Annotated in this window: 23 protein-coding genes; 13 read left to right on the top strand and 10 right to left on the bottom strand. The window is 54.5% G+C overall.

Annotated elements, in window-relative coordinates:
- Positions 1-12 precede the first annotated feature (12 nt).
- The 6 genes from C0560_RS11350 to pspA all read right to left on the bottom strand — a co-directional run bounded on the left by C0560_RS11350 (position 13) and on the right by pspA (position 4,760).
- On the bottom strand, positions 13-1,305 hold the full coding sequence (locus C0560_RS11350; RefSeq protein WP_123427743.1) for an ABC transporter substrate-binding protein: 1,293 nt from the start codon (positions 1,303-1,305) through the stop codon (positions 13-15).
- Positions 1,306-1,318: 13 nt separating this feature from the next.
- Positions 1,319-3,016, bottom strand: coding sequence for a sugar phosphorylase (locus C0560_RS11355; protein WP_305884086.1), 1,698 nt, complete (start codon positions 3,014-3,016; stop codon positions 1,319-1,321).
- 200 nt (positions 3,017-3,216) lie between these two features.
- Positions 3,217-3,438 (bottom strand): phage shock protein PspD, encoded by a 222-nt coding sequence (gene pspD, locus C0560_RS11360; protein ID WP_100779994.1) that lies wholly within the window; start codon positions 3,436-3,438, stop codon positions 3,217-3,219.
- A gap of 15 nt (positions 3,439-3,453) precedes the next feature.
- On the bottom strand, positions 3,454-3,813 hold the full coding sequence (gene pspC / locus C0560_RS11365; protein WP_248858568.1) for an envelope stress response membrane protein PspC: 360 nt from the start codon (positions 3,811-3,813) through the stop codon (positions 3,454-3,456).
- Entirely contained in the window at positions 3,813-4,037 is a 225-nt protein-coding gene (pspB, locus tag C0560_RS11370) for an envelope stress response membrane protein PspB (protein ID WP_100779992.1), read from the bottom strand. Before pspB ends, pspC begins: the two co-directional genes overlap by 1 nt.
- Positions 4,038-4,091: 54 nt before the next feature.
- The gene (gene pspA / locus C0560_RS11375; RefSeq protein ID WP_107703462.1) at positions 4,092-4,760 is read right to left on the bottom strand and encodes a phage shock protein PspA; all 669 of its coding nucleotides are present in this window, start codon (positions 4,758-4,760) and stop codon (positions 4,092-4,094) included.
- Between the two features lie 151 nt (positions 4,761-4,911).
- On the opposite strand from pspA, the gene pspF reads away from it, so the two are divergent.
- From pspF to pdeR, 10 genes are all read left to right on the top strand, one after another.
- A complete protein-coding gene (gene pspF / locus C0560_RS11380; protein ID WP_164971786.1) occupies positions 4,912-5,904 on the top strand; it encodes a phage shock protein operon transcriptional activator in 993 nt (330 codons plus the stop codon).
- An 88-nt stretch (positions 5,905-5,992) separates the two neighbouring features.
- A complete protein-coding gene (gene sapA / locus C0560_RS11385; protein ID WP_100779989.1) occupies positions 5,993-7,633 on the top strand; it encodes an ABC transporter substrate-binding protein SapA in 1,641 nt (546 codons plus the stop codon).
- Positions 7,630-8,595 (top strand): putrescine export ABC transporter permease SapB, encoded by a 966-nt coding sequence (gene sapB / locus C0560_RS11390; RefSeq protein ID WP_107703459.1) that lies wholly within the window; start codon positions 7,630-7,632, stop codon positions 8,593-8,595. Before sapA ends, sapB begins: the two co-directional genes overlap by 4 nt.
- A complete protein-coding gene (gene sapC / locus C0560_RS11395) occupies positions 8,582-9,472 on the top strand; it encodes a putrescine export ABC transporter permease SapC (RefSeq protein WP_100779987.1) in 891 nt (296 codons plus the stop codon). The genes sapB and sapC overlap by 14 nt, the downstream gene beginning before the upstream one ends.
- Positions 9,472-10,464, top strand: a complete 993-nt coding sequence (sapD, locus tag C0560_RS11400; protein WP_102103838.1) for a peptide ABC transporter ATP-binding protein SapD — start codon at positions 9,472-9,474, stop codon at positions 10,462-10,464. The genes sapC and sapD overlap by 1 nt, the downstream gene beginning before the upstream one ends.
- Positions 10,465-11,271, top strand: coding sequence for a putrescine export ABC transporter ATP-binding protein SapF (sapF, locus tag C0560_RS11405; RefSeq protein WP_100779985.1), 807 nt, complete (start codon positions 10,465-10,467; stop codon positions 11,269-11,271).
- Between the two features lie 124 nt (positions 11,272-11,395).
- Entirely contained in the window at positions 11,396-12,184 is a 789-nt protein-coding gene (gene fabI, locus C0560_RS11410; RefSeq protein WP_100779984.1) for an enoyl-ACP reductase FabI, read from the top strand.
- A 164-nt stretch (positions 12,185-12,348) separates the two neighbouring features.
- Complete coding sequence (locus tag C0560_RS11415; RefSeq protein WP_248858570.1) at positions 12,349-13,350, top strand: CMD domain-containing protein; 1,002 nt, start codon at positions 12,349-12,351, stop codon at positions 13,348-13,350.
- An 87-nt stretch (positions 13,351-13,437) separates the two neighbouring features.
- Complete coding sequence (locus tag C0560_RS11420; protein WP_248858572.1) at positions 13,438-15,372, top strand: exoribonuclease II; 1,935 nt, start codon at positions 13,438-13,440, stop codon at positions 15,370-15,372.
- Between the two features lie 320 nt (positions 15,373-15,692).
- Entirely contained in the window at positions 15,693-17,684 is a 1,992-nt protein-coding gene (gene pdeR / locus C0560_RS11425) for a cyclic di-GMP phosphodiesterase (protein ID WP_123427732.1), read from the top strand.
- Here the strand turns inward: pdeR and C0560_RS11430 are convergent.
- Entirely contained in the window at positions 17,681-18,550 is an 870-nt protein-coding gene (locus C0560_RS11430; protein WP_102103841.1) for a crotonase/enoyl-CoA hydratase family protein, read from the bottom strand. The genes pdeR and C0560_RS11430 overlap by 4 nt on opposite strands.
- 193 nt (positions 18,551-18,743) lie before the next feature.
- Here C0560_RS11430 and C0560_RS11435 point away from each other — a divergent pair, with 193 nt between their 5' ends.
- The 3 genes from C0560_RS11435 (at position 18,744) to osmB (ending at position 20,229) form a co-directional block, all read left to right on the top strand.
- Positions 18,744-18,926, top strand: a complete 183-nt coding sequence (locus tag C0560_RS11435; protein WP_100779979.1) for a hypothetical protein — start codon at positions 18,744-18,746, stop codon at positions 18,924-18,926.
- Between the two features lie 66 nt (positions 18,927-18,992).
- Positions 18,993-19,745, top strand: coding sequence for a DNA-binding transcriptional regulator YciT (locus C0560_RS11440; protein ID WP_123427730.1), 753 nt, complete (start codon positions 18,993-18,995; stop codon positions 19,743-19,745).
- Between the two features lie 265 nt (positions 19,746-20,010).
- Positions 20,011-20,229, top strand: coding sequence for an osmotically-inducible lipoprotein OsmB (gene osmB, locus C0560_RS11445; RefSeq protein WP_100780870.1), 219 nt, complete (start codon positions 20,011-20,013; stop codon positions 20,227-20,229).
- 101 nt (positions 20,230-20,330) lie between these two features.
- Here the strand turns inward: osmB and yciH are convergent, their stop codons facing one another.
- From yciH to lapB, 3 genes are all read right to left on the bottom strand, one after another.
- On the bottom strand, positions 20,331-20,657 hold the full coding sequence (yciH, locus tag C0560_RS11450; protein ID WP_123427728.1) for a stress response translation initiation inhibitor YciH: 327 nt from the start codon (positions 20,655-20,657) through the stop codon (positions 20,331-20,333).
- A complete protein-coding gene (pyrF, locus tag C0560_RS11455) occupies positions 20,657-21,394 on the bottom strand; it encodes an orotidine-5'-phosphate decarboxylase (RefSeq protein ID WP_248858574.1) in 738 nt (245 codons plus the stop codon). The genes yciH and pyrF overlap by 1 nt, the downstream gene beginning before the upstream one ends.
- Before the next feature lie 186 nt (positions 21,395-21,580).
- Complete coding sequence (gene lapB / locus C0560_RS11460) at positions 21,581-22,750, bottom strand: lipopolysaccharide assembly protein LapB (protein ID WP_100779975.1); 1,170 nt, start codon at positions 22,748-22,750, stop codon at positions 21,581-21,583.

Below are 22,750 nucleotides of genomic sequence, written 5' to 3' on the forward strand. Positions count from 1 at the left end.
CGCGGTGCGCCCCTATCGTTGTGAAATCAGATCGGCCAGACGCTTCTGGCTATCGTTTAACGTGGTGGAGAGATCTTTCTTCCCGACCGTCACGTCATGCACCATCGAACTGATCACACCCGAACCGGTGACGTCGCCCATACGCGTAAAGTTTTTGTCGCCGACAGCACCAAAGACCTGAACGTTGGGAAACTGGGCTATCAACTCATACGGAAGCTGACCAAACGCCTGTATGACGTTGTTGTTTTTCCACGACGCGGTATCCACCACCCGTTTGTTGACCGGCAGCGCCGCACCCGGCGACATCATCACCCAGTCGGCTGCGTTTTGAGCCTGCTCCATCCAGGTGACGAAGGTTTCTGCCGCTTTGGTTTCTTCCTCGGTTTGCCCGTTGGTGATGGTCAGTGACGTCACCATGCCGTAAACCGCCGAGGATTTTTCCGTCGGGACAACAAACCCGAGATCGGCCGGGTTGCCATCTTTAAATACCGCAGGAAGGATATAGGTGGAGTAGATCGCCATTGGCGCGGAGCCGTTCATAAAGGCGTCTTTAATTTCCATCACATCGTTGGAGCCCGGCATGGTGGTAGCCGACAGATCGCGATAAAACGCCAGCGCTTTCGCCATCTCTGGCGTATTGATGACCACATCCCCTTTCGCATCGAAGACGTTCGCACCACCCGAAAGCGCAAACTGAGAGAATGCCTGTTCGGTCATGACACTTTCCGCCGTCGGTAAGGCGATACCGTACTGTTTTTTCTCGGGGTGATTCAGGGACTGACTGGCTTTGAGCAGTTGCTCCCAGGTCGCAGGCTCCTGAATCCCCGCAGCGGCCAGCACCGATTTGTGGTACCAGACGCCGGAAAGCCACGCGCTAACCGGAACACCTGTCCACGCCTTACCGTCTTCCGTGCGCACCACGCGCAGAATGCCGTCGTAGAACGTGTTTTCACCGACAGCGCCAATCGCGGCGCTGATGGCATCGCGGTCGAGCAGCTGTTCTTTGTCCATCACTTTGGCGTAGTCGTGACTGACTTCAATCACCTCGGGCAAAGCGCCTGTACGGGCCAACGTAATCACCTTGGTGTTATAGGCATCCTCTTCCACCGGAACCTGTTTTACCTTGATGGACGGGTTGTCTTTCTCGAAGCGTTCAATAAGTTGAGTGATTACCGCCTGGCGCTCCTGCTCCACCGACGAGTGCATGAATTCAATGGCGACTACTTTATTGTTGTCATCCCGACAGCCTGACAACAGGGCGCACGAAACCAGTGCTGATAACAGCACAATTTTAGGCATCTTCATTTTTATCGTCCTTTTAGATTTCTTTAATCCACATAACCTGCCACGGATTAAGGGTTACAGAATCTCCGTTAACAGGCGTTCCCGTAAGTAATTCCACCCCAGAGTGAATTCCCGAGGAAATAATTTGCGCATGCTCATTAAAGTTAAATAGCGCCGCGATCCGCTCACCATTATCTGCTACACGAATGATTCTAAGAACATGCTGATTCGGTGCGTCATAAAATGCTGTGCTGTCAGGATGAAATGCTTTTTGCTGACGCCGCAATGAAAGCATATTTTTTAATGCAGTATAAATTTTGTATCTAAGACTACTATGACATTCCAGCTCGTTATCAATTTCACCCTCGTGATATTTCCGCCGATTTATCGCCCGGTTATACCCCAGCCGCTCAACGTTATCATAATCGTTACGAGAGCCAATAATGCTTTGAATATAAATTGCGGGCACGCCTGGAAAACTTAATAACACGGCATGAGCCAGAAGGAACCGGGCAATACGTTCGTCATCTGAACTGTCTTGTCGACTTAATGCATCCAGATAAGTCACATTAATTTCATAGGGGCTGCGGCTGCCGTCCGGATTGTTTTTCCAGTTTACCAGCGCGCCTTCATGCTGCAGTTTTTCGACCAGTGCCAGAATATCGCTCTCAGGAATAATCCCACGCACCGGGTTCAAGCCAATACCGTCGTGGGAGGCGAGGAAGTTAAACCAGGTGGTCTTCGATGAAGGCAGCTTAAGCTGCTGCGCCCACTGGCAAAGGGCCTCAACGTTTTGGCTATGCACGCTGTGAAGCACCAGCGGCGGCAGTGAAAACTGATAGACCATCTGCGCTTCATTGGTGCCATCGCCGAAGTACGAAATGTTGTCTTTATGGGGGACATTGGTTTCAGTGATGATGACCGTACCGGGCGCAACCTCTTCGGTGATCGCGCGGAACAGCTGAATCAGGCGGTGAGTTTGCTCCAGATGAATACAGGTCGTTCCTGGAATTTTCCACATAAACCCGACCGCATCCAGACGGATGTAATCGGCACCTTCAGCCAGATATTTCAGAAGCACATCGACCATGGCGATAAGGACCTGCGGGCTGGCAAAGTTGAGGTCAACCTGGTCTTCGCTGAAGGTGGTCCACAGGTGGCGCACCGTGCCCTCTGCCATTGTGAACGGTGTTAACAGCGGCAGTGCGCGCGGACGGGTTACGGCTGATAAATCCGTTGCCGGGTCTACGGCGATAAAAAATTCTTCAAAGCCGGGAACCTGGTTTAAATAATTGTTGAACCACTCACTTTTGGCTGACATATGGTTGCAGACAAAATCAAACATCAGATTCGTTGATTTTTTTAACTCAGCCACATCGCCCCACTCACCTGTTTCTGGCGCAACGCGGTGATAATCGACGACCGAGAATCCGTCGTCCGAAGACCACGGATAAAAAGGCAAAAGATGGACGTGAGAAAATGAATCAGAAAGCCAGCGATTATAAAATCGCGTAAAAACAGGCAGCGCTTTTTCGTTGCGATTTTGAAACTGATCGGCATAGGTAATTAATACCACATCCTTTTCATCCCAGTTCGCCTTACGCTGATGACTAATAACCTTCCGTGCGTTTCCTATCTTTTCCTGAAAAATACTAAAATCCTTATAAGAAAAAGAATCGCCATAAATAAGATTAATTAAATGCGTTATTTTATTGTTCATGTTGTTTTCCATGGTAGCGGTCCCACGGAAAGCAATCTACTCCCCATAAAAATTTCTGTCAACGAACCTCAGGGTTCAAAAGTGCAAATAAAAAGCGGCTCTGCTCATTAATGTGAGCTAACGCAAAGAAAGGATGAAACAATGATAATGGTATTCAAAACGGGGCTTATGCCCTCTCTCGCGATGAGAGAAGGCATTAAATGAGGGAAGTGTCAGGAAAAATAACGACGGGAAAAACGGCCTGCGACCTTCTTGAGCAGCGGCTCCAGTGCCACGGCCAGTAACATTCTGATCGGTTTCCGGGCAACAGATTTCACCGCCCAACCCGCCACACCTGCCGGGCCATAACGTAGCGCGGTCAATAAAACGAATTTGCCTGCAATTTTAAGGCCCGGTTTCATTTTCTGACCGGCCTGCTGCCAGTTGCGATTCATATTTTTATCTCTCTGTTAAAGCTGACGAAAACGACTTCTCAGCGTGAACGTGTCGGACGTGACATAACGTTCCATTTCGCGCAGACGCTTCTCGCCTGAGGCCAGTTCGGCATCCACCGAGTCGAGCAAATCGCTGCTGTTCGGCGCATCTTCCGATGACATGGCGCTGTCCGGCATCGGATCGAGCACGAAGGACAAAATGATGTACGCCACCAGGGTAAAGAATGCCAGACCAAAGAAGATCGACAGCACGGTGACCACACGCACCAGTTTCACTGGCACATCCAGATAGCGCGCCAGCCCGGCGCACACGCCGCGCACCATCCCCTGCTGGGGGATACGCCACAGTTTTTTATTTAAATTCAGTCCGCCCATTAATTCTCTCTCCAGTTTGGATGTTCAGCGTCCAGAATGGATTCGAGCGCCTGGATGCGTTCACGCATTTTTTTCGCGTCATCGGTGAGCTGCAACAGCCGTTGCTGCTCGCTTTGCGAGAGCTCGCCCCGGGAAGAGCGGTTGCTGTAGTGCAGCCATAACCAGATCGGCAGAACGAAAAGCACGAAAATGGTCAGGGGAATAGCCAGAAACAGCGCACTCATAGGGTCTCCTTGTCTTACGATGCGTTGCGGCACGCGGAGGTGCCGCATTCATTATTATTGGTTGTCTTGCTTCATTTTGGCTTTCAGCACCGCAAGTTGCTCGCTGATTTCGTCATCCGCTTTCAAATCGGCAAACTGCTGATCCAGCGTTTTCTGTTTGCCAAAGCTGTGGCTCTCGGCCTCGGCTTCCATATGGTCGATGCGGCGTTCAAAAGATTCGAAACGCGCCATCGCCTCATCCAGTTTACCGCTATCCAACTGACGGCGAACGTCGCGGGATGAGCTGGCCGCCTGGTGGCGCAGCGTCAGAGCTTGCTGGCGAGCACGCGTTTCGCTGAGTTTGTTTTCCAGCTCGGCGATCTCTTTTTTCATGCGGGTGAGCGTTTCATCCACCAGCGTGATTTCATGCTCCAGCGTCGCAACGATGTCGGTCAGCTTTTGTTTTTCGATCAGCGCCGAACGGGCCAGATCGTCTTTATCTTTACGCAGCGCCAATTCCGCTTTTTCCTGCCACTCGCTCTGTTGAGCGGTAGCCTGCTCGATACGACGTGACAGCTGTTTCTTTTCAGCCAGCGCACGCGCAGAGGTGGAACGGACTTCAACCAGCGTGTCTTCCATTTCCTGAATCATCAGACGCACCAGCTTTTGCGGGTCTTCCGCTTTCTCCAGCAGCGAGTTGATGTTGGCGTTCACGATGTCGGCAAAACGAGAAAAAATACCCATAATTCAATCCTCACATTTCTGTTATCGGGCGATGCCCTGCTGATGAGCTAATACAATTCCCGTGCCAAGTTTTTATCTTATTGATTTATATGATTGTGGTTGATTTTACATCACGGACATCCTACTCTCACCTGGTGAATATCGCTAACGAGTGGTTAATTTCATCATGGCTGATTACAAAGACAATTTACTGGGCGAAGCGAACAGTTTTCTTGAGGTGCTGGAGCAGGTTTCGCGTCTGGCCCCGCTCAATAAGCCGGTACTGATTATCGGTGAGCGCGGCACCGGGAAGGAGCTTATCGCCAACCGTCTGCATTATCTGTCCGGGCGATGGGACGGGCCGTTTATCTCCTTAAACTGCGCGGCGCTGAACGAGAATTTGCTTGATACGGAGCTGTTCGGCCATGAGGCGGGGGCCTTTACCGGCGCGCAAAAACGCCACCCCGGACGTTTTGAGCGTGCAGACGGCGGGACGTTGTTTCTTGATGAACTGGCCACCGCCCCGATGCTGGTGCAGGAAAAACTGCTGCGCGTGATTGAGTACGGCGAGCTGGAGCGCGTGGGCGGCAGTCAGCCGTTGCAGGTGAATGTGCGCCTGGTGTGCGCCACCAATGCCAATTTGCCGGAAATGGTGGCGGAGGAAAAATTCCGCGCGGATCTTCTCGATCGTCTGGCCTTTGACGTGGTACAGCTCCCGCCCCTGCGCGAGCGCCGCAGCGATATCATGCTGCTGGCCGAGCAGTTCGCCATTCAGATGTGCCGCGAGCTGGGAATGCCGCTGTTCCCCGGCTTTAGCGATTATGCGCGGGAAACGCTGCTGGACTACCGCTGGCCGGGCAATATTCGTGAGCTGAAAAACGTGGTGGAGCGTTCAGTGTATCGCCACGCCAGCAGTGAGACTGAGCTGGATAACATTATTATCGATCCCTTTTACCGCGCCGCGCCGACAAAGCCAGAACCGACGCCGCATGCCGATACCCCTTCTCTGCCGCTCGATTTGCGCCAGTTTCAGCACAAACAGGAACACCAGTTGCTCGAACTGAGCCTGAAAGAGGCAAAATATAACCAGAAGCAGGCAGCCGAACTGCTGGGTCTGACCTACCATCAATTAAGGGCATTGCTCAAAAAGCATCAAATGCGCTGACATTATCGGCACTTACCTGCAGACATTTTTACGAATCAGGGGGAAGTGCGATACACTTTGCAGATCGAATCTTAAAACCCTGAAAATTATGCGTCTGGTTTTATCGTCCCTGATTGCACTCGGTCTGTTTAGCCGCCTGGTCTTTGCTGCGCCCGAACAGACTGCGCTTCCTGATATTCGCGACAGTGGTTTTGTCTATTGCGTGAACGGGCAAGTCGACACCCTGAACCCACAAAAAGCAGGCAGCGGCCTGATTGTCGACACCCTCGCCGCACAGCTTTACGATCGCCTGCTCGATGTTGACCCTTATACCTACCGCCTGGTGCCGGAGCTTGCCGAAAGCTGGGAAGTGCTTGATAACGGCGCAACCTACCGTTTCCATCTGCGCGACGACGTGGCGTTTCAGTCGACGCCGTGGTTTAAACCGACCCGCAAGCTAAACGCCGATGATGTGGTGTTTACCTTCCAGCGTATTTTTAACCGCAATCACCCGTGGCATAACGTCAACGGCGGCAGTTTCCCCTATTTCGACAGCCTGCAGTTTGCCGATACGGTAAAAGACGTGCGTAAGCTGGACAGCCGGACGGTGGAGTTTCGTCTGGTGCGCCCTGACGCCTCTTTCTTATGGCACCTGGCTACCCACTATGCGTCGGTCATGTCGGCGGAGTACGCCGATAAGCTGACAAAAGTGGATCATCAGGAGCTGCTCGACCGCCAGCCGGTCGGCACCGGTCCGTTCCAGATGGCGGAATACCGGGCTGGTCAGTATATTCGGTTACAACGTCACGAACACTTCTGGCGCGGCACGCCGCTGATGCCGCAGGTGGTGGTCGATCTCGGCTCCGGCGGAACGGGCAGATTGTCCAAGCTCCTGACCGGCGAATGCGATGTGCTCGCGTGGCCTGCCGCCAGCCAGCTGACGATACTGCGCGACGATCCGCGCTTACGTCTGACCCTGCGCCCCGGTATGAATATCGCTTATCTGGCCTTTAATACGGATAAGCCGCCGCTGAATAACCCCGCCGTGCGTCATGCCCTCGCACTGGCGATCAATAACCAGCGCCTGATGCAGTCTATTTATTACGGTACCGCTGAAACGGCGGCGTCGATTCTGCCGCGTGCGTCCTGGGCCTATGACAACGAAGCGAAAATTACCGAATACGATCCGGCTAAAGCGCGCGAGCAGCTTAAAGCGCTGGGCGCGACCAACCTCACGTTGCAGCTTTGGGTCCCGACCAGTTCGCAGGCGTGGAACCCGAGTCCATTAAAAACGGCGGAACTGATCCAGGCGGATATGGCTCAGATCGGCGTGAAAGTGGTGATCGTCCCCGTCGAAGGCCGCTTCCAGGAGGCGCGCCTGATGGATATGAATCACGATCTGACGCTCTCTGGCTGGTCGACGGACAGTAACGATCCCGACAGTTTCTTCCGCCCGCTGCTGAGCTGTGCCGCTATTCGTTCCCAGACCAACTACGCTCACTGGTGTAACCGTGAATTTGATACGGTGCTGCAAAAAGCGTTGTCGTCCCAGCAACTGGCCTCGCGCATTGAGGCTTACGACGAAGCGCAGAACATTCTGGCCCGCGAACTGCCGGTGTTACCGCTGGCCTCTTCTCTGCGATTGCAGGCCTATCGCTATGATATTAAAGGTCTGGTGCTCAGCCCATTCGGCAACGCTTCGTTCGCAGGCGTGTCGCGTGAGAAACAAGATGAGGTGAAAAAACCATGATTATTTTTACCTTACGCCGTCTGTTACTGCTGGCAGTGACGCTGTTTTTTCTGACCTTTATCGGCTTTAGCCTGAGCTATTTCACGCCCCATGCCCCGCTGCAGGGATCGTCCTTCTGGGATGCCTGGCTGTTCTGGTTTAACGGCGTTTTGCACTGGGACTTTGGTGTCTCCAGCATTAACGGCCAGCTGATCTCTGAGCAGTTGAAAGAGGTGTTCCCGGCGACCATGGAGCTGTGCATTCTGGCCTTTGGTTTTGCCCTGCTGGTGGGCATTCCGGTGGGGATGCTGGCGGGGATCACTCGCAATAAATGGCAGGATAAGCTAATTAGCGCCCTCGCGCTGCTTGGCTTCTCGATTCCGGTGTTCTGGCTGGCGCTATTGCTGACGCTGTTCTTCTCTCTTACGCTGGGCTGGCTGCCGGTCTCGGGCCGCTTTGATCTGCTGTATACCGTCAAAACCGTCACCGGATTTGCGATTATCGACGCCTGGCTTTCTGACTCCGTCTGGCGTCACGAAATGATCATCAGTACCCTGCGCCACATGGTGCTGCCGGTGCTGACGCTGGCGGTCGCGCCAACCACGGAAGTGATTCGCCTGATGCGCACCAGCACTATCGATGTGTTTGAGCAAAACTACGTGAAAGCGGCTGCCACTCGTGGCCTCTCTCGCCTGACGGTTTTACGTCGTCACGTCCTGCATAACGCCCTTCCGCCGGTCATTCCGCGCCTGGGGCTGCAATTCTCCACCATGCTGACCCTGGCGATGATTACCGAAATGGTGTTTAGCTGGCCGGGTCTGGGCCGCTGGATGATCAACGCCATTCGTCAGCAAGACTATGCGGCGATATCTGCCGGTGTGATGGTGATCGGTTCGTTGGTGATTATCGTGAACGTGATTTCTGACATTTTGGGTGCGATGGCCAACCCGCTGAAACATAAGGAATCGTATGCCTTACGATAGCGTATACCGGGAGAAGCGCACGCCCGGCGTAGTCCGTACCGTATGGCGCAAATTCTACGGCGACACCACAGCGATGATCGGTTTGTACGGCTGTGGCGGCCTGGCGCTGCTCTGTATTTTTGGCGGCTGGTTTGCCCCTTACGGGCTTGATCAGCAGTTCCTCGGCTATCAGCTGCTGCCACCGTCGTGGTCGCGCTACGGCGAAGTGTCGTTCTTCCTGGGCACGGACGATTTAGGTCGCGATGTGCTGAGTCGCCTGTTAAGTGGCGCGGCCCCGACCGTCGGCGGCGCGTTCGTCGTCACGTTCGCCGCGACCTTCTTTGGCCTGGCGCTCGGCGTGTTTGCGGGTGCCACGCACGGCCTGCGTTCGGCGGTGCTGAACCATATTCTCGATACCCTGCTGTCGATCCCGTCTCTGCTGCTGGCGATTATCGTGGTGGCGTTCGCCGGGCCGCACCTGTCCCATGCGATGTTTGCCGTCTGGCTGGCGCTGCTGCCGCGCATGGTACGCTCGGTTTACAGCATGGTGCATGATGAGCTGGAAAAAGAGTACGTGGTGGCGGCGCGTCTTGATGGCGCCACTACGCTGAATATTTTGTGGTTCGCGGTGATGCCGAATATCGCCTCGGGGCTGGTGACCGAAATCACCCGCGCCCTGTCGATGGCGATTCTGGATATTGCCGCGCTCGGTTTTCTCGATCTCGGCGCGCAGCTGCCCTCGCCTGAATGGGGGGCAATGCTCGGTGATGCGCTCGAACTGATCTATGTCGCGCCGTGGACGGTGATGCTGCCCGGTGCCGCCATTATGGTGAGCGTGCTGCTGATCAACCTGCTGGGCGACGGTATTCGCCGCGCAATTAATGCGGGGGTGCAATAATGCCGTTACTTGATATCCGCAATCTGACCATTGAATTTAAGACCGGCGAAGGCTGGGTGAAAGCGGTCGACCGCATCAGTATTACCCTGGCCGAGGGTGAAATCCGTGGGCTGGTGGGCGAATCCGGTTCAGGTAAAAGCCTGATCGCGAAAGCGATCTGCGGTGTCGCCAAAGATAACTGGCGCGTGACCGCAGACCGTATGCGTTTTGACGATATCGATCTCCTGCGCCTGTCGCCTCGCGAACGGCGCAAGCTGGTGGGTCATAACGTGTCGATGATCTTCCAGGAGCCGCAGTCGTGTCTCGATCCGTCGGAACGCGTCGGGAAACAGCTAATGCAGAATATCCCTGGCTGGACCTATAAAGGCCGCTGGTGGCAGCGTGTCGGCTGGCGCAAACGCCGCGCGATTGAGCTGCTGCACCGCGTGGGGATTAAAGACCATAAAGATGCGATGCGCAGTTTCCCCTACGAGCTGACGGACGGTGAGTGCCAGAAGGTGATGATCGCCATTGCGCTTGCCAACCAGCCGCGCCTGCTGATCGCCGATGAGCCGACCAATGCCATGGAGCCGACCACCCAGGCGCAGATTTTCCGCCTGCTGTCGCGTCTGAATCAGAACAACAACACCACCATTCTGCTCATCAGCCATGACCTGCAGATGCTGAGCAAATGGGCGGACAAGATCGACGTGATGTACTGCGGTCAGACGGTAGAAACGGCCATCAGCGAAGATCTGGTGACGACGCCGCACCATCCGTATACCCAGGCGCTGATTCGCGCGATCCCGGATTTTGGCAGCGCAATGCCGCATAAAAGCCGACTGAACACCCTGCCGGGCGCCATCCCGCTGCTGGAGTCGCTGCCCATTGGCTGCCGACTCGGCCCTCGCTGTCCGTACGCCCAGCGCGAATGCATTGAAACGCCTCGTCTGACTGGCGCGAAAAACCATCTGTACGCCTGTCATTTCCCGCTGAACATGGAGAGAGAGTAAATGGTCGAAACGTTGCTGGAAGTTCGCAACCTGAGTAAGACCTTTCGCTATCGCACGGGACTGTTTCATCGTCAAACTGTCGAAGCGGTGAAGCCTCTCAGCTTTACCCTGCGCGAGAAGCAGACGCTGGCGATTATCGGCGAAAACGGATCGGGGAAATCTACGCTCGCGAAGATGCTGGCGGGGATGGTCGAGCCGACGGCGGGTGATGTGCTGATCGACGACCATTTTCTGTCGTTTGGCGACTATTCGTTCCGCAGTCAGCGCATTCGTATGATTTTCCAGGACCCGTCGACGTCGCTCAATCCGCGTCAGCGTATCTCGCAGATTCTGGATTTCCCGCTGCGACTGAATACCGACCTGGAGCCAGAAGAGCGGCGTAAACGTATTATCGAAACGCTGCGCATGGTCGGCCTGCTGCCCGACCACGTCAGCTATTATCCGCACATGCTGGCACCGGGGCAGAAACAGCGTCTCGGGCTTGCGCGCGCGTTGATCCTGCGCCCGAAGGTGATTATCGCCGACGAAGCGCTGGCATCACTCGATATGTCGATGCGTTCACAGCTCATCAACCTGATGCTTGAATTGCAGGAGAAACAGGGTATTTCGTATATCTATGTGACCCAGCATTTAGGAATGATGAAACACATTAGCGACCAGGTGCTGGTGATGCATCAGGGTGAAGTGGTGGAGCGCGGAAGCACCGCCGATGTGCTGGCCTCCCCGCTGCACGACCTGACCAAGCGCCTGATCGCCGGGCATTTCGGTGAGGCGCTGACGGCTGATGCCTGGCGCAAGGATAAATGACACCGGCCATATAAAGTGGTCGGATTAACTCTGAACGCGACACGTGCTATTATCGCCGCGTTTTAACGACGATCGCCACGATGAGAGGGCGTTCGCCATAACAATGAATATAAGGATCTAAGCTATGGGTTTTCTTTCCGGTAAGCGCATTCTGGTGACTGGCGTTGCCAGCAAACTGTCCATCGCCTACGGCATTGCACAGGCTATGCACCGCGAAGGCGCTGAGCTGGCGTTCACCTACCAGAACGACAAGCTGAAAGGCCGCGTTGAAGAGTTCGCCGCGCAGCTGGGTTCCAGCATCATTCTGGAATGCGACGTTGCACAAGACGAAAGCATCGATGGCATGTTTGCTGAGCTTTCAAAAGTCTGGCCGAAATTCGACGGCTTCGTTCACTCAATCGGTTTTGCACCGGGCGATCAGCTGGACGGCGACTACGTGAATGCGGTAACCCGTGAAGGCTTCAAAATCGCTCACGACATCAGCTCTTACAGCTTTGTGGCGATGGCTAAATCCTGCCGCACCATGCTGAACCCAGGCTCCGCTCTGCTGACCCTGTCCTACCTGGGTGCTGAGCGCGCTATCCCTAACTACAACGTGATGGGCCTGGCGAAAGCCTCTCTGGAAGCTAACGTGCGCTACATGGCGAACGCGATGGGTCCTGAAGGCGTGCGTGTTAACGGTATCTCTGCTGGCCCAATCCGTACGCTGGCGGCATCCGGTATCAAAGATTTCCGTAAAATGCTGGCGCATTGCGAAGCGGTTACGCCGATTCGTCGTACCGTCACCATCGAAGACGTGGGTAACTCCGCAGCCTTCCTGTGCTCTGACCTCTCTGCGGGTATTTCCGGCGAAGTGGTTCACGTTGACGGCGGTTTCAACATCGCGGCAATGAACGAGCTGGAAATCAAATAAGTGTTTCACTCTCTTCCCGCAAGGGAAGAGAGTGTTTCTCCCGCCAGAACCGCCCTTTTCCCCGTCGTTATTCCGTTCCGCTATTTGTTATCACCTAACAATATTTTTCGCACTGAAAGCCATGCGCCAGGATATTGATCGCCATTTGAGATCAAGGAACGCACATGGAACAACGCCGCTTTACCGGCAAAGGCCACTGGTATCACGAGACCCAGACAAATCACTGTCGGGATGATGTTTTGCCGCTGGTTCCCGAGGCCGCTCATGTCGACGATCGTTTTCTGCTCGATTTAGCCTTGCCCACAGAGATTGTGACCCCGTGCGAAAGCTGGCTGAAACCGGCGCGTGCGCTGTGCAACTTACTGTTCCCGTTGCATATCGCGGTGAATCGCCTGCACACGCTCAGCGCCTATGACCGCCTGAGCACCGCGTTGACCGTGGCGCAGGCCTGTGGTGTTCAGCGACTGTGTAACCACTATGCCGCTCTGCTCGCCCCACTTCCCGGCCCTGACTCCTCGCGTGAAAGTAATCAACGCCTCGCCCAAATCACCCAGTACGCCCGCCAGCTGGCCAGTTCGCCGGATATTATCGATGGCAAAGCGCAGCTGCAGCTCGATGAGGTCGGCCTGACGACCTACGACGTCATTGTCATCAATCAGATTATTGGCTTTATCGGTTTTCAGGCCCGCGTGGTAGCGGCATTTCAGGCACTGCTGGGGCACCCTGTGCGCTGGCTGCCTGGGCACCATATTCCGCCGCATGCGCTGATTCCTGATGTGGATATGAACGCGTGGGAGCCGATTTTCCCGGGCGTAGAGTTACGTTATGCTACCGCTCAGCAGCTGGAATCGCTCTCCCGCTGGCAGGCAGAGCCGCTGTTACGTGAATTAACGCCAGTCCTGTGCCACGAACCGGCGCTGCTCGAATGTGTGGGTGAATTCCTGCAAAGCGATATGTACGCGGCAAATTCGCGCTATCGCGCGCTGGCGTCTGTGCTTGCCGCGACCGAACTGTTGAGCCGCTCTCCCGATCGCTTTAGCGCCGCGCAATTTTCCCCTCTTATTGAAGAGGGTATTCCCGCCGTCGACGCCATCCATTTACTGACCTGGAGTGCTTTTTTGGGCTGGATTAACCGCCTGAAAATCGCCCTAAGCAAGGGCCAATAACCCTGCACAATCCCTAAATGCGCTTGCTGTAGCAGTGAGATTCGCGTAAAACTGTCAGCCGCTCAATGGCCACGAAAATAGAACACTATGCTTCAGGACAACCCGCTGCTAGCGCAGCTTAAACAGCAACTGCATTCCCAGACGCCACGCGCTGAAGGGGTGGTAAAAGCCACGGAAAAGGGCTTTGGCTTCCTGGAAGTCGATGCACAGAAAAGCTATTTCATCCCGCCTCCGCAGATGAAAAAAGTGATGCACGGCGATCGTGTGACGGCAGTGATTCACACCGAAAAAGATCGTGAATCCGCCGAGCCAGAAGAATTGATCGAACCTTTCCTGACCCGTTTTGTCGGTAAAGTGCATCGCAAAGACGATCGTCTGTCTATTGTGCCGGACCATCCGCTGCTCAAAGATGCTATCCCTTGCCGCGCAGAACGCGGCGTTGAACACGATTTTAAAGAAGGTGACTGGGCCGTTGCCCAGATGCGTCGCCATCCGCTGAAAGGCGATCGCGGTTTCTACGCAGAACTGACTCATTTTATTACCTACAGCGACGATCATTTCGTGCCGTGGTGGGTAACGCTTGCCCGTCATAATCTGGAAAAAGAGGCGCCAAACGGCGTTGCGACCGAGATGATGGATGAAGGCCTGGCGCGTCGCGATCTGACCGCCCTGAACTTTGTCACTATCGACAGCGCCAGCACCCAGGACATGGATGATGCGCTGTATATCGAAGAAGGCAGTGACGACAAACTGCACCTGACCGTCGCGATTGCCGATCCGACCGCCTGGATTGCTGAAGGCAGCAAGCTGGACGACTCAGCGAAAATTCGCGCGTTCACGAACTATCTGCCGGGCTTCAATATCCCGATGCTGCCGCGTGAACTCTCCGACGATCTCTGCTCTCTACGTCCGAATGAAGTCCGTCCGGTACTCGCCTGTCGCATGACCGTTGCCGCAGACGGCACGATTGAAGACGATATCGAATTCTTCGCCGCGACCATCGAATCCAAAGCGAAGCTGGCGTATGACGATGTCTCCGACTGGCTGGAGAACACCGGCAGCTGGAAGCCGGAAAGCGAAGCGATTGCTCAGCAAATTACCCTGCTGCAGCGCCTCTGCCTGAGCCGTGGCGAATGGCGTAAAACCCATGCGCTGGTGTTTAAAGATCGTCCGGATTACCGCTTTGTACTGGGCGAAAAAGGCGAAGTGCTGGATATCGTTGCTGAACCGCGTCGTATCGCTAACCGCATCGTTGAAGAGTCGATGATTGCCGCCAACATTTGTGCCGCCCGTGTGCTGCGCGACAAATTAGGCTTTGGCATTTACAACGTTCATACCGGTTTTGATCCGGCGAACACCGAAGCGCTGGCTGCCCTGCTGAAAACGCATGACGTATACGTCGATCCGCAGGAAGTGCTGACGCTGAATGGCTTCTGCAAACTGCGCCGTGAACTGGACGCGCAGCCGTCTGGTTTCCTTGACAGCCGCATCCGTCGCTTCCAGTCCTTCGCCGAAATCAGCACCGAACCTGGCCCGCACTTTGGCCTCGGTCTCGACGCTTACGCGACCTGGACCTCACCGATTCGTAAATACGGCGACATGGTGAACCACCGTCTGCTGAAAGCGATCATCAAGGGTGAAACCATCGCCCGTCCACAGGATGAGACAACCATCCAGATGGCAGAGCGACGCCGCCTGAACCGCATGGCTGAACGCGATGTCGGTGACTGGCTGTACGCACGCTTCCTGAATGATAAAGCCGGAACGGAGACCCGTTTTGCGGCAGAGATCATTGACGTTAGCCGCGGCGGTATGCGCGTGCGTCTGGTGGACAATGGCGCCGTTGCCTTTATCCCTGCCCCGTTCCTGCATGCGGTTCGCGATGAACTGACCTGCAGCCAGGAAAATGGCGCGGTGCAGATCAAAGGTGAGACAGTTTACAAAGTCACCGATGTGATTGATGTCAATATTGCTGAAGTGCGCATGGAAACCCGCAGTATTATCGCGCGCCCTGTTGCCTGATAAGCCTTAAATATGTCGGCGGTTTCTTTTTGGGAACGCCGACATTTTTCTTCCCTTGCTAAATCGTGTATTCATCACTTTTTCTTAATATATTCCTCTCGAAGCCCACAAAAACAATCACAATTATCTACAGTAAAAGAAGACCGTCATCTTTGGTTACGGGAATTTTTATCCACGTGTATCCTTTTTATCACTTCTCGTTTTAATATAAGAATGTAGGGAAAAACAATAAGTTCAGCTCGGTTATGCCGCTGTGTCACTACGGAAAAGTCGAATGCAAATGCATAATTTTGCGCCATTGAGCAGGTCCGGGAGAAAACATGATTGACGATCTGGAGCATAATTTGCTGTTTCGTTACATGGGCACACACAGCCCCTGGTGGCGTCTTACAGCGGACAGTAATGCTCTCCATCTCGCCGCCAGTGAAAACTCGGACACGACCCAGGTCATCGCCTTAAGCGATGATCAAGCAGAACTGATTCGTCAGCTCACCGTTATTACCTCCAGCATCACCCTGACCCTTTCCCTGTACGGCTCCGATGTTCCCGTCCATCTGGTGGGGCGCAAAATCAACAAAAAAGAGTGGGCAGGTACGGCCTCTGCCTGGAACGACACCCCTTCCGTCGCTCGCGACCTGGTACAGGGGTTATCCTTTGCCGAACAGGTGGTTTCTGAAGCTAACTCGGTAATTGTGATCCTCGATCAGCAGGGCAATATTCAGCGCTTTAATCGTCTGAGCGAAGAATATACCGGCATGAAAGAGCAGGAAGTGATCGGGCAAAACGTCTTTAAGCTGTTCATGAGCCGCAGCGAAGCGGCAGCATCTAAACGAAATATTTCCGGTTTTTTCCGTAACGGCAGTTCTTACGAAGTCGAGCGCTGGATCAAGACCCGAAAAGGCCAACGATTGTTTCTGTTCAGAAACAAATTCGTCCACAGCGGCAGCGGGAAAAATGAAATTTTTCTTATCTGTTCCGGCACGGATATCACTGAAGAACGCCGCGCGCAGGAGCGTCTGCGCGTGCTGGCCAATACCGACACCATTACCGGCCTCCCCAACCGCAACGCCATTCATGAGCTGATCAGCGACGCGATCGATACGCGCGGCGAGGCTCAGGTCGGCGTGGTGTATCTCGATCTCGATAACTTTAAAAAAGTGAACGATGCCTACGGGCATATGTTTGGCGATCAGCTGCTGCAGGCGGTCGCCCTTGCGATTTTAAGCTGTCTGGAAGAGGGCCAGGTGCTGGCGCGTCTCGGCGGCGATGAGTTTATCGTGCTGGCGACCAACACCTCACAAAGCACCCTTGAGGCGATGGCTTCGCGCATCCTGACGCGTCTGCGCCAGCCCTTCCGCATCGGTCTTATCGAAATCTACACCGGCTGTTCGCTGGGGATCTCCCTGGCGCCGCAGCACGGCACCGATCGCGAAAGCATTATTCGCAACGCCGATACGGCGATGTACACGGCCAAAGAGAGCGGACGCGGCAAGTTCTGCGTCTTCTCGCCAGAAATGAACCAGCGGGTATTCGAATACCTGTGGCTGGATACGAACCTGCGCAAAGCGCTGGATAACGATCAGCTGCTGATTCACTACCAGCCGAAAATAACCTGGCGCGGCGAAGTGCGCAGCCTTGAGGCGCTGGTGCGCTGGCAGTCGCCAGAGCGCGGGCTGATCCCGCCGCTGGAGTTTATCTCCTACGCCGAAGAGTCGGGGCTGATTGTCCCCCTCGGGCGCTGGGTCATGCTCGACGTGGTGCGTCAGGTCGCGAAATGGCGTGATAAAGGCATCAACCTGCGGGTGGCGGTGAACGTCTCTGCGCGACAGCTCGCGGACCAGACGATCTTCAGCGATCTCAAGCAGGCGCTGAAAGATCTTCATTTCGAATACTGCCCGATTGATGTGGAACTGACGGAAAGCTGCCTGATTGAAAACGAGGAGCTGGCGCTGTCGGTGATCCAACAGTTCAGTCAGTTGGGGGCACAAATTCACCTTGATGACTTTGGCACCGGGTATTCCTCCCTGTCCCAGCTGGCCCGCTTCCCGATTGACGCCATTAAGCTCGACCAGGTGTTTGTGCGCGATATCCATAAGCAGTCGATTTCACAGTCGCTGGTGCGCGCCATTGTGGCCGTGGCTCAGGCGCTGAATTTACAGGTCATCGCCGAAGGTGTGGAGAGCGCGAAAGAAGACGCCTTTCTGACCAAGAACGGCGTCAACGAACGGCAGGGTTTTCTGTTTGCTAAGCCGATGCCCGCTGCCGCATTCGAGCGCTGGCTCAAGCGTTATCAGGCGAAGAAAATGCGTTAACTGGCTTTGCGCATGCCCGCCGCATTATGACGGTTTTGCAGCATCACCAGACGTTCCATATAAGCAATGTCTTTCGACTCCAGGCAGAACGCCGCATCCACCCAGTCCTCAGTGATATCCATTAACTCACTGCGTGGCAGCCGCAGTACACGCTGACGGGCGCGAAGCATTGCCCGAACGCCGTTCAGCTTCGGCTGTAAGGTATCGATGAACGTGCGTGTCGATACGTATCCCTGCCCCGGCTCAAACAACACATCCACCAGACCAAATTGCTCGTGCCACTCCGCCGTGTGCGACTCGCCTCGGTAGATCAGCTCCTCGGCCAGCTTCATGCCTGCGCGGCGGGCGACCAGCGAATATCCGCCCATGCCGGGGAATAGGTTAAAAGCAATTTCCGGAAAGCCCAGCCGCGCATCGCGCTGCGCCAGCACAAAATGGTGTGCCAGCGCGGCCTCAAATCCCCCGCCGAGCGCGCTGCCCTCCACCATCGCCAGCGTGATGGCGCCTGTATCAAACCCGCGCGACGCCGCGTGAACGCAATCGACGCAGGCGCGAGCGTAGGCGCGTAACGCTTCGCGGCGTCCGTTTTGAATGCACTCCACAAAGAAGCGTAAATCCCCTCCCGTGTTGTACATATCCGGAACCAGTGATCCGGTAACCCAGAAATCGACGGCAAAACCGGATTGCCGCACCAGCCAGGACATATTCATGATCTCCTCAATTAATGCGTGATTAAAGCAAGGACGCGGCTGGGCGCGTAGCAGCATCCATACGGTGCGCCGCTCCTCCTCGTAATAGCCAGCGAGTTGGGTAAAACGTTCAGGATCGGTGAACAGTTTGCAGGTTGCTTGGTTGATGACTGTCATAGTCTAATTCCTCATATAAAAAAGCGCCTTGCGCGCAGTTTTAGACTAATCCACCACCCAACTCGTCTGTATGCGGAGGGATAAATTTATCACTTTCATTTATGTAATTTGGTTAGTGCATTTTTTCCCTTCTCTTTTGGAAGCAATTTCTGCATCATTGAAATTATTAACTTTTCGTTCTGAGGGTGAGATGATGTCTGAAGTTGACGCGCAGAGAGTGGCACAACGTATTGATACGGTGCTGGATATTCTGGTCGCTGGCGATTACCACTCCGCGATCCGTAATCTTGAGATCCTGAAATCTGAATTACTGGCGCAGAACGGTATGGGCCATTCGCCCGATCCCGACCCGTCTAAAGCCCCCTGGGAAGTGTAACCTTTACCCCTTTTTCGTTTTGTCGTACTTTCAACCCGCGGCGCTCGCCGCGTTTATATGGATGCTATGAATTCCCGACAACAAATCATTCTGCAGATGGTGATCGACAAAGGACGCGTGAGTGTCGTCGAGCTGGCCAAAACGACCGGCGTTTCAGAGGTCACTATTCGTCAGGATCTGAATCTGCTTGAAAAACAGAGTTATCTGCGCCGTGCTCACGGTTACGCCGTACCGCTGGACAGTGAAGACGTTGAAACGCGCATGATGACCAATTTCGCGCTAAAGCGTGAACTGGCGGAGTTTGCCGCCTCGCTGGTCAACAACGGTGAAACCGTGTTTATCGAGAACGGCAGCAGCAACGCCCTGCTGGCCCGTACACTCGCGGAGCAGAAAGACATCACGATCATTACCGTGAGCAGCTATATCGCCCATCTGCTGAAAGAGACGCGATGCGAGGTGATTCTGCTGGGCGGTATCTACCAGAAAAAAAGCGAAAGCATGGTCGGGCCGCTGACGCGTCAGTATGTTCAGCAGGTTCACTTCAGCAAGGCCTTTATCGGGATTGACGGCTGGCAGCCGGAAACCGGCTTTACCGGCCGCGATATGATGCGTTCCGATGTGGTAAACGCGGTTCTGGAAAAAGGCTGTGAAGCCATTGTGCTGACAGACAGCTCGAAATTTGGCGCGGTGCATCCCTATATGATGGGGCCGATCTCCCGCTTTAGCCGTGTCATTACCGATGAACGTCTGAGCGATGCGCACCGCGAGCAACTGCAGCGCGACGGCTTGACCGTCGATATCGTCAAACACTCTGGCTGACCCTCTCCTGCGCCCGTCTTTGCGGGCGCATAGCCTATTCTGGCATCTGAGATAATTCTGAACATCCCTTTAAGATTATTTACCTGTCGTTTCGATACCAAAAACTTAAAATTACTATTAGCGATATAACAGGAAGTGACTATCACCTGCGTGATTGTGTAACACCTGCGCGACCAGGTTTCATGGAATATGACGCTGAAGTATTCATTTGACTATACTTACAGATAGCTTATTTCCGTGAATCAATAATTCAGGAGAAAGTATGATGAATTTAACCAGCAAAAAATTAGCCGCAGCTGTTTTGGCAGTAACCCTCGCAATGTCTCTGAGCGCATGTTCTAACTGGTCTAAACGTGACCGTAACACCGCGATCGGGGCAGGTGCCGGTGCTCTCGGTGGTGCAGTCTTAACCGATGGTAGCACGCTGGGTACATTAGGTGGTGCCGCCGTAGGTGGTGTTATCGGCCATCAGGTCGGTAAATAAGATATATTAAATAGCCACTGTTTGATTTGATTAATTCAGAACGCAATTTTCTGACTTACGCACCAAGAAAAAAGCCACGGTAAATACCGTGGCTTATTATTTTAGCCCCCTGCCAGTTTGACTTTCATCCCTTTGGCTTCGAGCAGTGTCTTAATTAACTCGCGGTTGTCGCCCTGAATTTCGATTACGCCGTCTTTGACCGCGCCCCCGCATCCGCATCGCTTTTTCAGCTCTGCGGCCAGTTTTGCCAGCGCTGCGTCATCCTCGTCAATGCCGGTGATCAGGCAGACGCCTTTGCCCTTACGACCACTGGTCTGACGCTGGATGCGCACAATGCCATCGCCCTTCGGACGCTGCACGGCCACTTTTGGCTCATCGATACGGCCACTGTCCGTCGAATAGACCAGACGACTGTTAGAATCGCTCATTACGCCCCCTTACCCAGAGATGCATTAATTGCTTTTAAGGTTAGCGCCGGATCGGCAGATTGCGTGACCGGACGACCAATCACCATATAGTCAACGCCTGCCGCCAGCGCCTGCTCTGGCGTCATGATACGGCGCTGATCGCCCGCATCACTGCCCTGAGGACGAATGCCCGGAGTAACCAGTTTGAATGCCTGTCCCAGTTCAGCTTTGAAACGCACGGCTTCCTGAGCGGAACAGACCACGCCATCCAGCCCGCAATTTTGCGCCAGGCGCGCCAGGCGTTCAGCGTGCTCAGCCGGTGACAACGTCACGCCAAGATCCCGTAAATCACTCGCTTCCATACTGGTGAGTACGGTAACGGCAATCAGCAGCGGTGCGTCTTTGCCAAACGGCACCAGCGCTTCGCGAGCGGCGGTCATCATTCGCGCCCCGCCTGATGCATGCACGTTCACCATCCAGACGCCCAGTTCAGCCGCAGCTGCTACCGCGTGGGCAGTGGTGTTTGGGATGTCATGGAATTTCAGGTCGAGAAATACCTCGAAGCCACGCTGTTGCAGGTCGCGCACGATTTGCGGTCCAAACAGGGTGAACATCTCTTTGCCGACTTTCAGACGGCAGTCGCGTGGGTCGATGCGATCGACAAACGCGAGTGCGCTGTCGCGATTGTTATAGTCGAGTGCAACAACAACAGGAGATTCGGTAACTACGCGGGAAGAAGAGGATGCAACAGACGTCATGACCAGCCCTTTTCGTCTATGGGCGCCGCAGCGGCGCGGGATAGATAAACGGCGAGCATTCTACCTGTCGGCGTCAGAAATTGACAGAATCGATTTACCGTCCTGCATGACGGCAGACCGCACGGAGTTAAACAGGTCATAAAACGTAAAGAGTATGTTGTAACTAACATGCAGTGTTTTAAAAAATTACTGCCCGTCCAGACCGCGTATCGGCTTAATGGTTGACCAGGCACGGCAAGAAGGGCAATGCCAGTAGAGCGTGTAGGCGGTAAATCCGCATTTTGAGCAGCGATAGCGCGGCTTGCTGCGCACCTGTTCGCCAACCATGTCACGCAGCACCATCAGGCTCTCTTTCGCGCGCCCTTCTTCTGCATCGTTCAGATGGTAGTCCATCAGCTTGTGGAAGACGCGCATGGTCGGGTGACGCTGCAGCTGACGGGTGATATAGACCTGGGCGGTATCGTTGCCTTCGTGCTGCTCCACGACATCCGCCAGCATCAGCTCCGCCGTCGCACCGGTGTTCTCTTCGACGCAGCGACGTAAGAAGCTCACCCACTCATCCGGACGCCCAAGCTGCTGATAACAGGTTTGCAGCATTTCCAGGGTTTCACTGACCAGCTCTTTATCCTGATCGATCACCCGCAAAAGGCATTCGACGGCTTTGCCAAACTCGCCTTTCGCCATGAACACCCGCCCCATCATAATGGAGATACGTGCGCTGTTACGATCGGCAGATGCGCCCTTTTTCAGCAGCGACATGGCTTTGTCCATATCATCGCTACCCATCTGCTGTAAGGCCAGCTCACAGTAGAAATGGGCGATTTCAACGCGCTGGTTGTCTTTCCCGAGCTTCACCAGACGTTCTGCGGTATCGATGGCCTTTTGCCAGTCGCTGGTTGCCTGATAAATTTGCAGGAGTTGCTGTAAAGCGCTGATGCGAAAATCGGTTTCATCCACCAGCTGACTGAACATGTCTTCAGCGCGATCGTAAAGGCCGGCGGCCATGTAATCACGGCCCAGCTGTTGGACTGCCAGCAGACGTTGATCGTAGGTGAGAGAAGCGCTTTCCATCAATGTCTGGTGGATGCGAATGGCGCGATCGACCTCGCCACGCGAGCGGAACAGGTTTCCGAGGGTGAGATGCGCCTCAACGGTACCGGTATCCTCTTTTAACATGTCGAGGAACAGGTCTACCGCTTTATCCTGTTGGTTGCTCAGAAGGAAGTTAACCCCCGCCACATAGTCACGGGAAAGCCGGTTTGCCTCGTCCTGCTTATTTTGTTGCGCACTTCTGCGGCCCATATACCAGCCATAGGCTGCGGCTACAGGCAAAAGCAGAAACAACAACTCCAGCAT

Origin of the sequence: Lelliottia sp. AC1, from assembly GCF_023278595.1 — a bacterium.
GTDB classification, from domain to species: Bacteria; Pseudomonadota; Gammaproteobacteria; order Enterobacterales; family Enterobacteriaceae; genus Enterobacter; species Enterobacter nimipressuralis.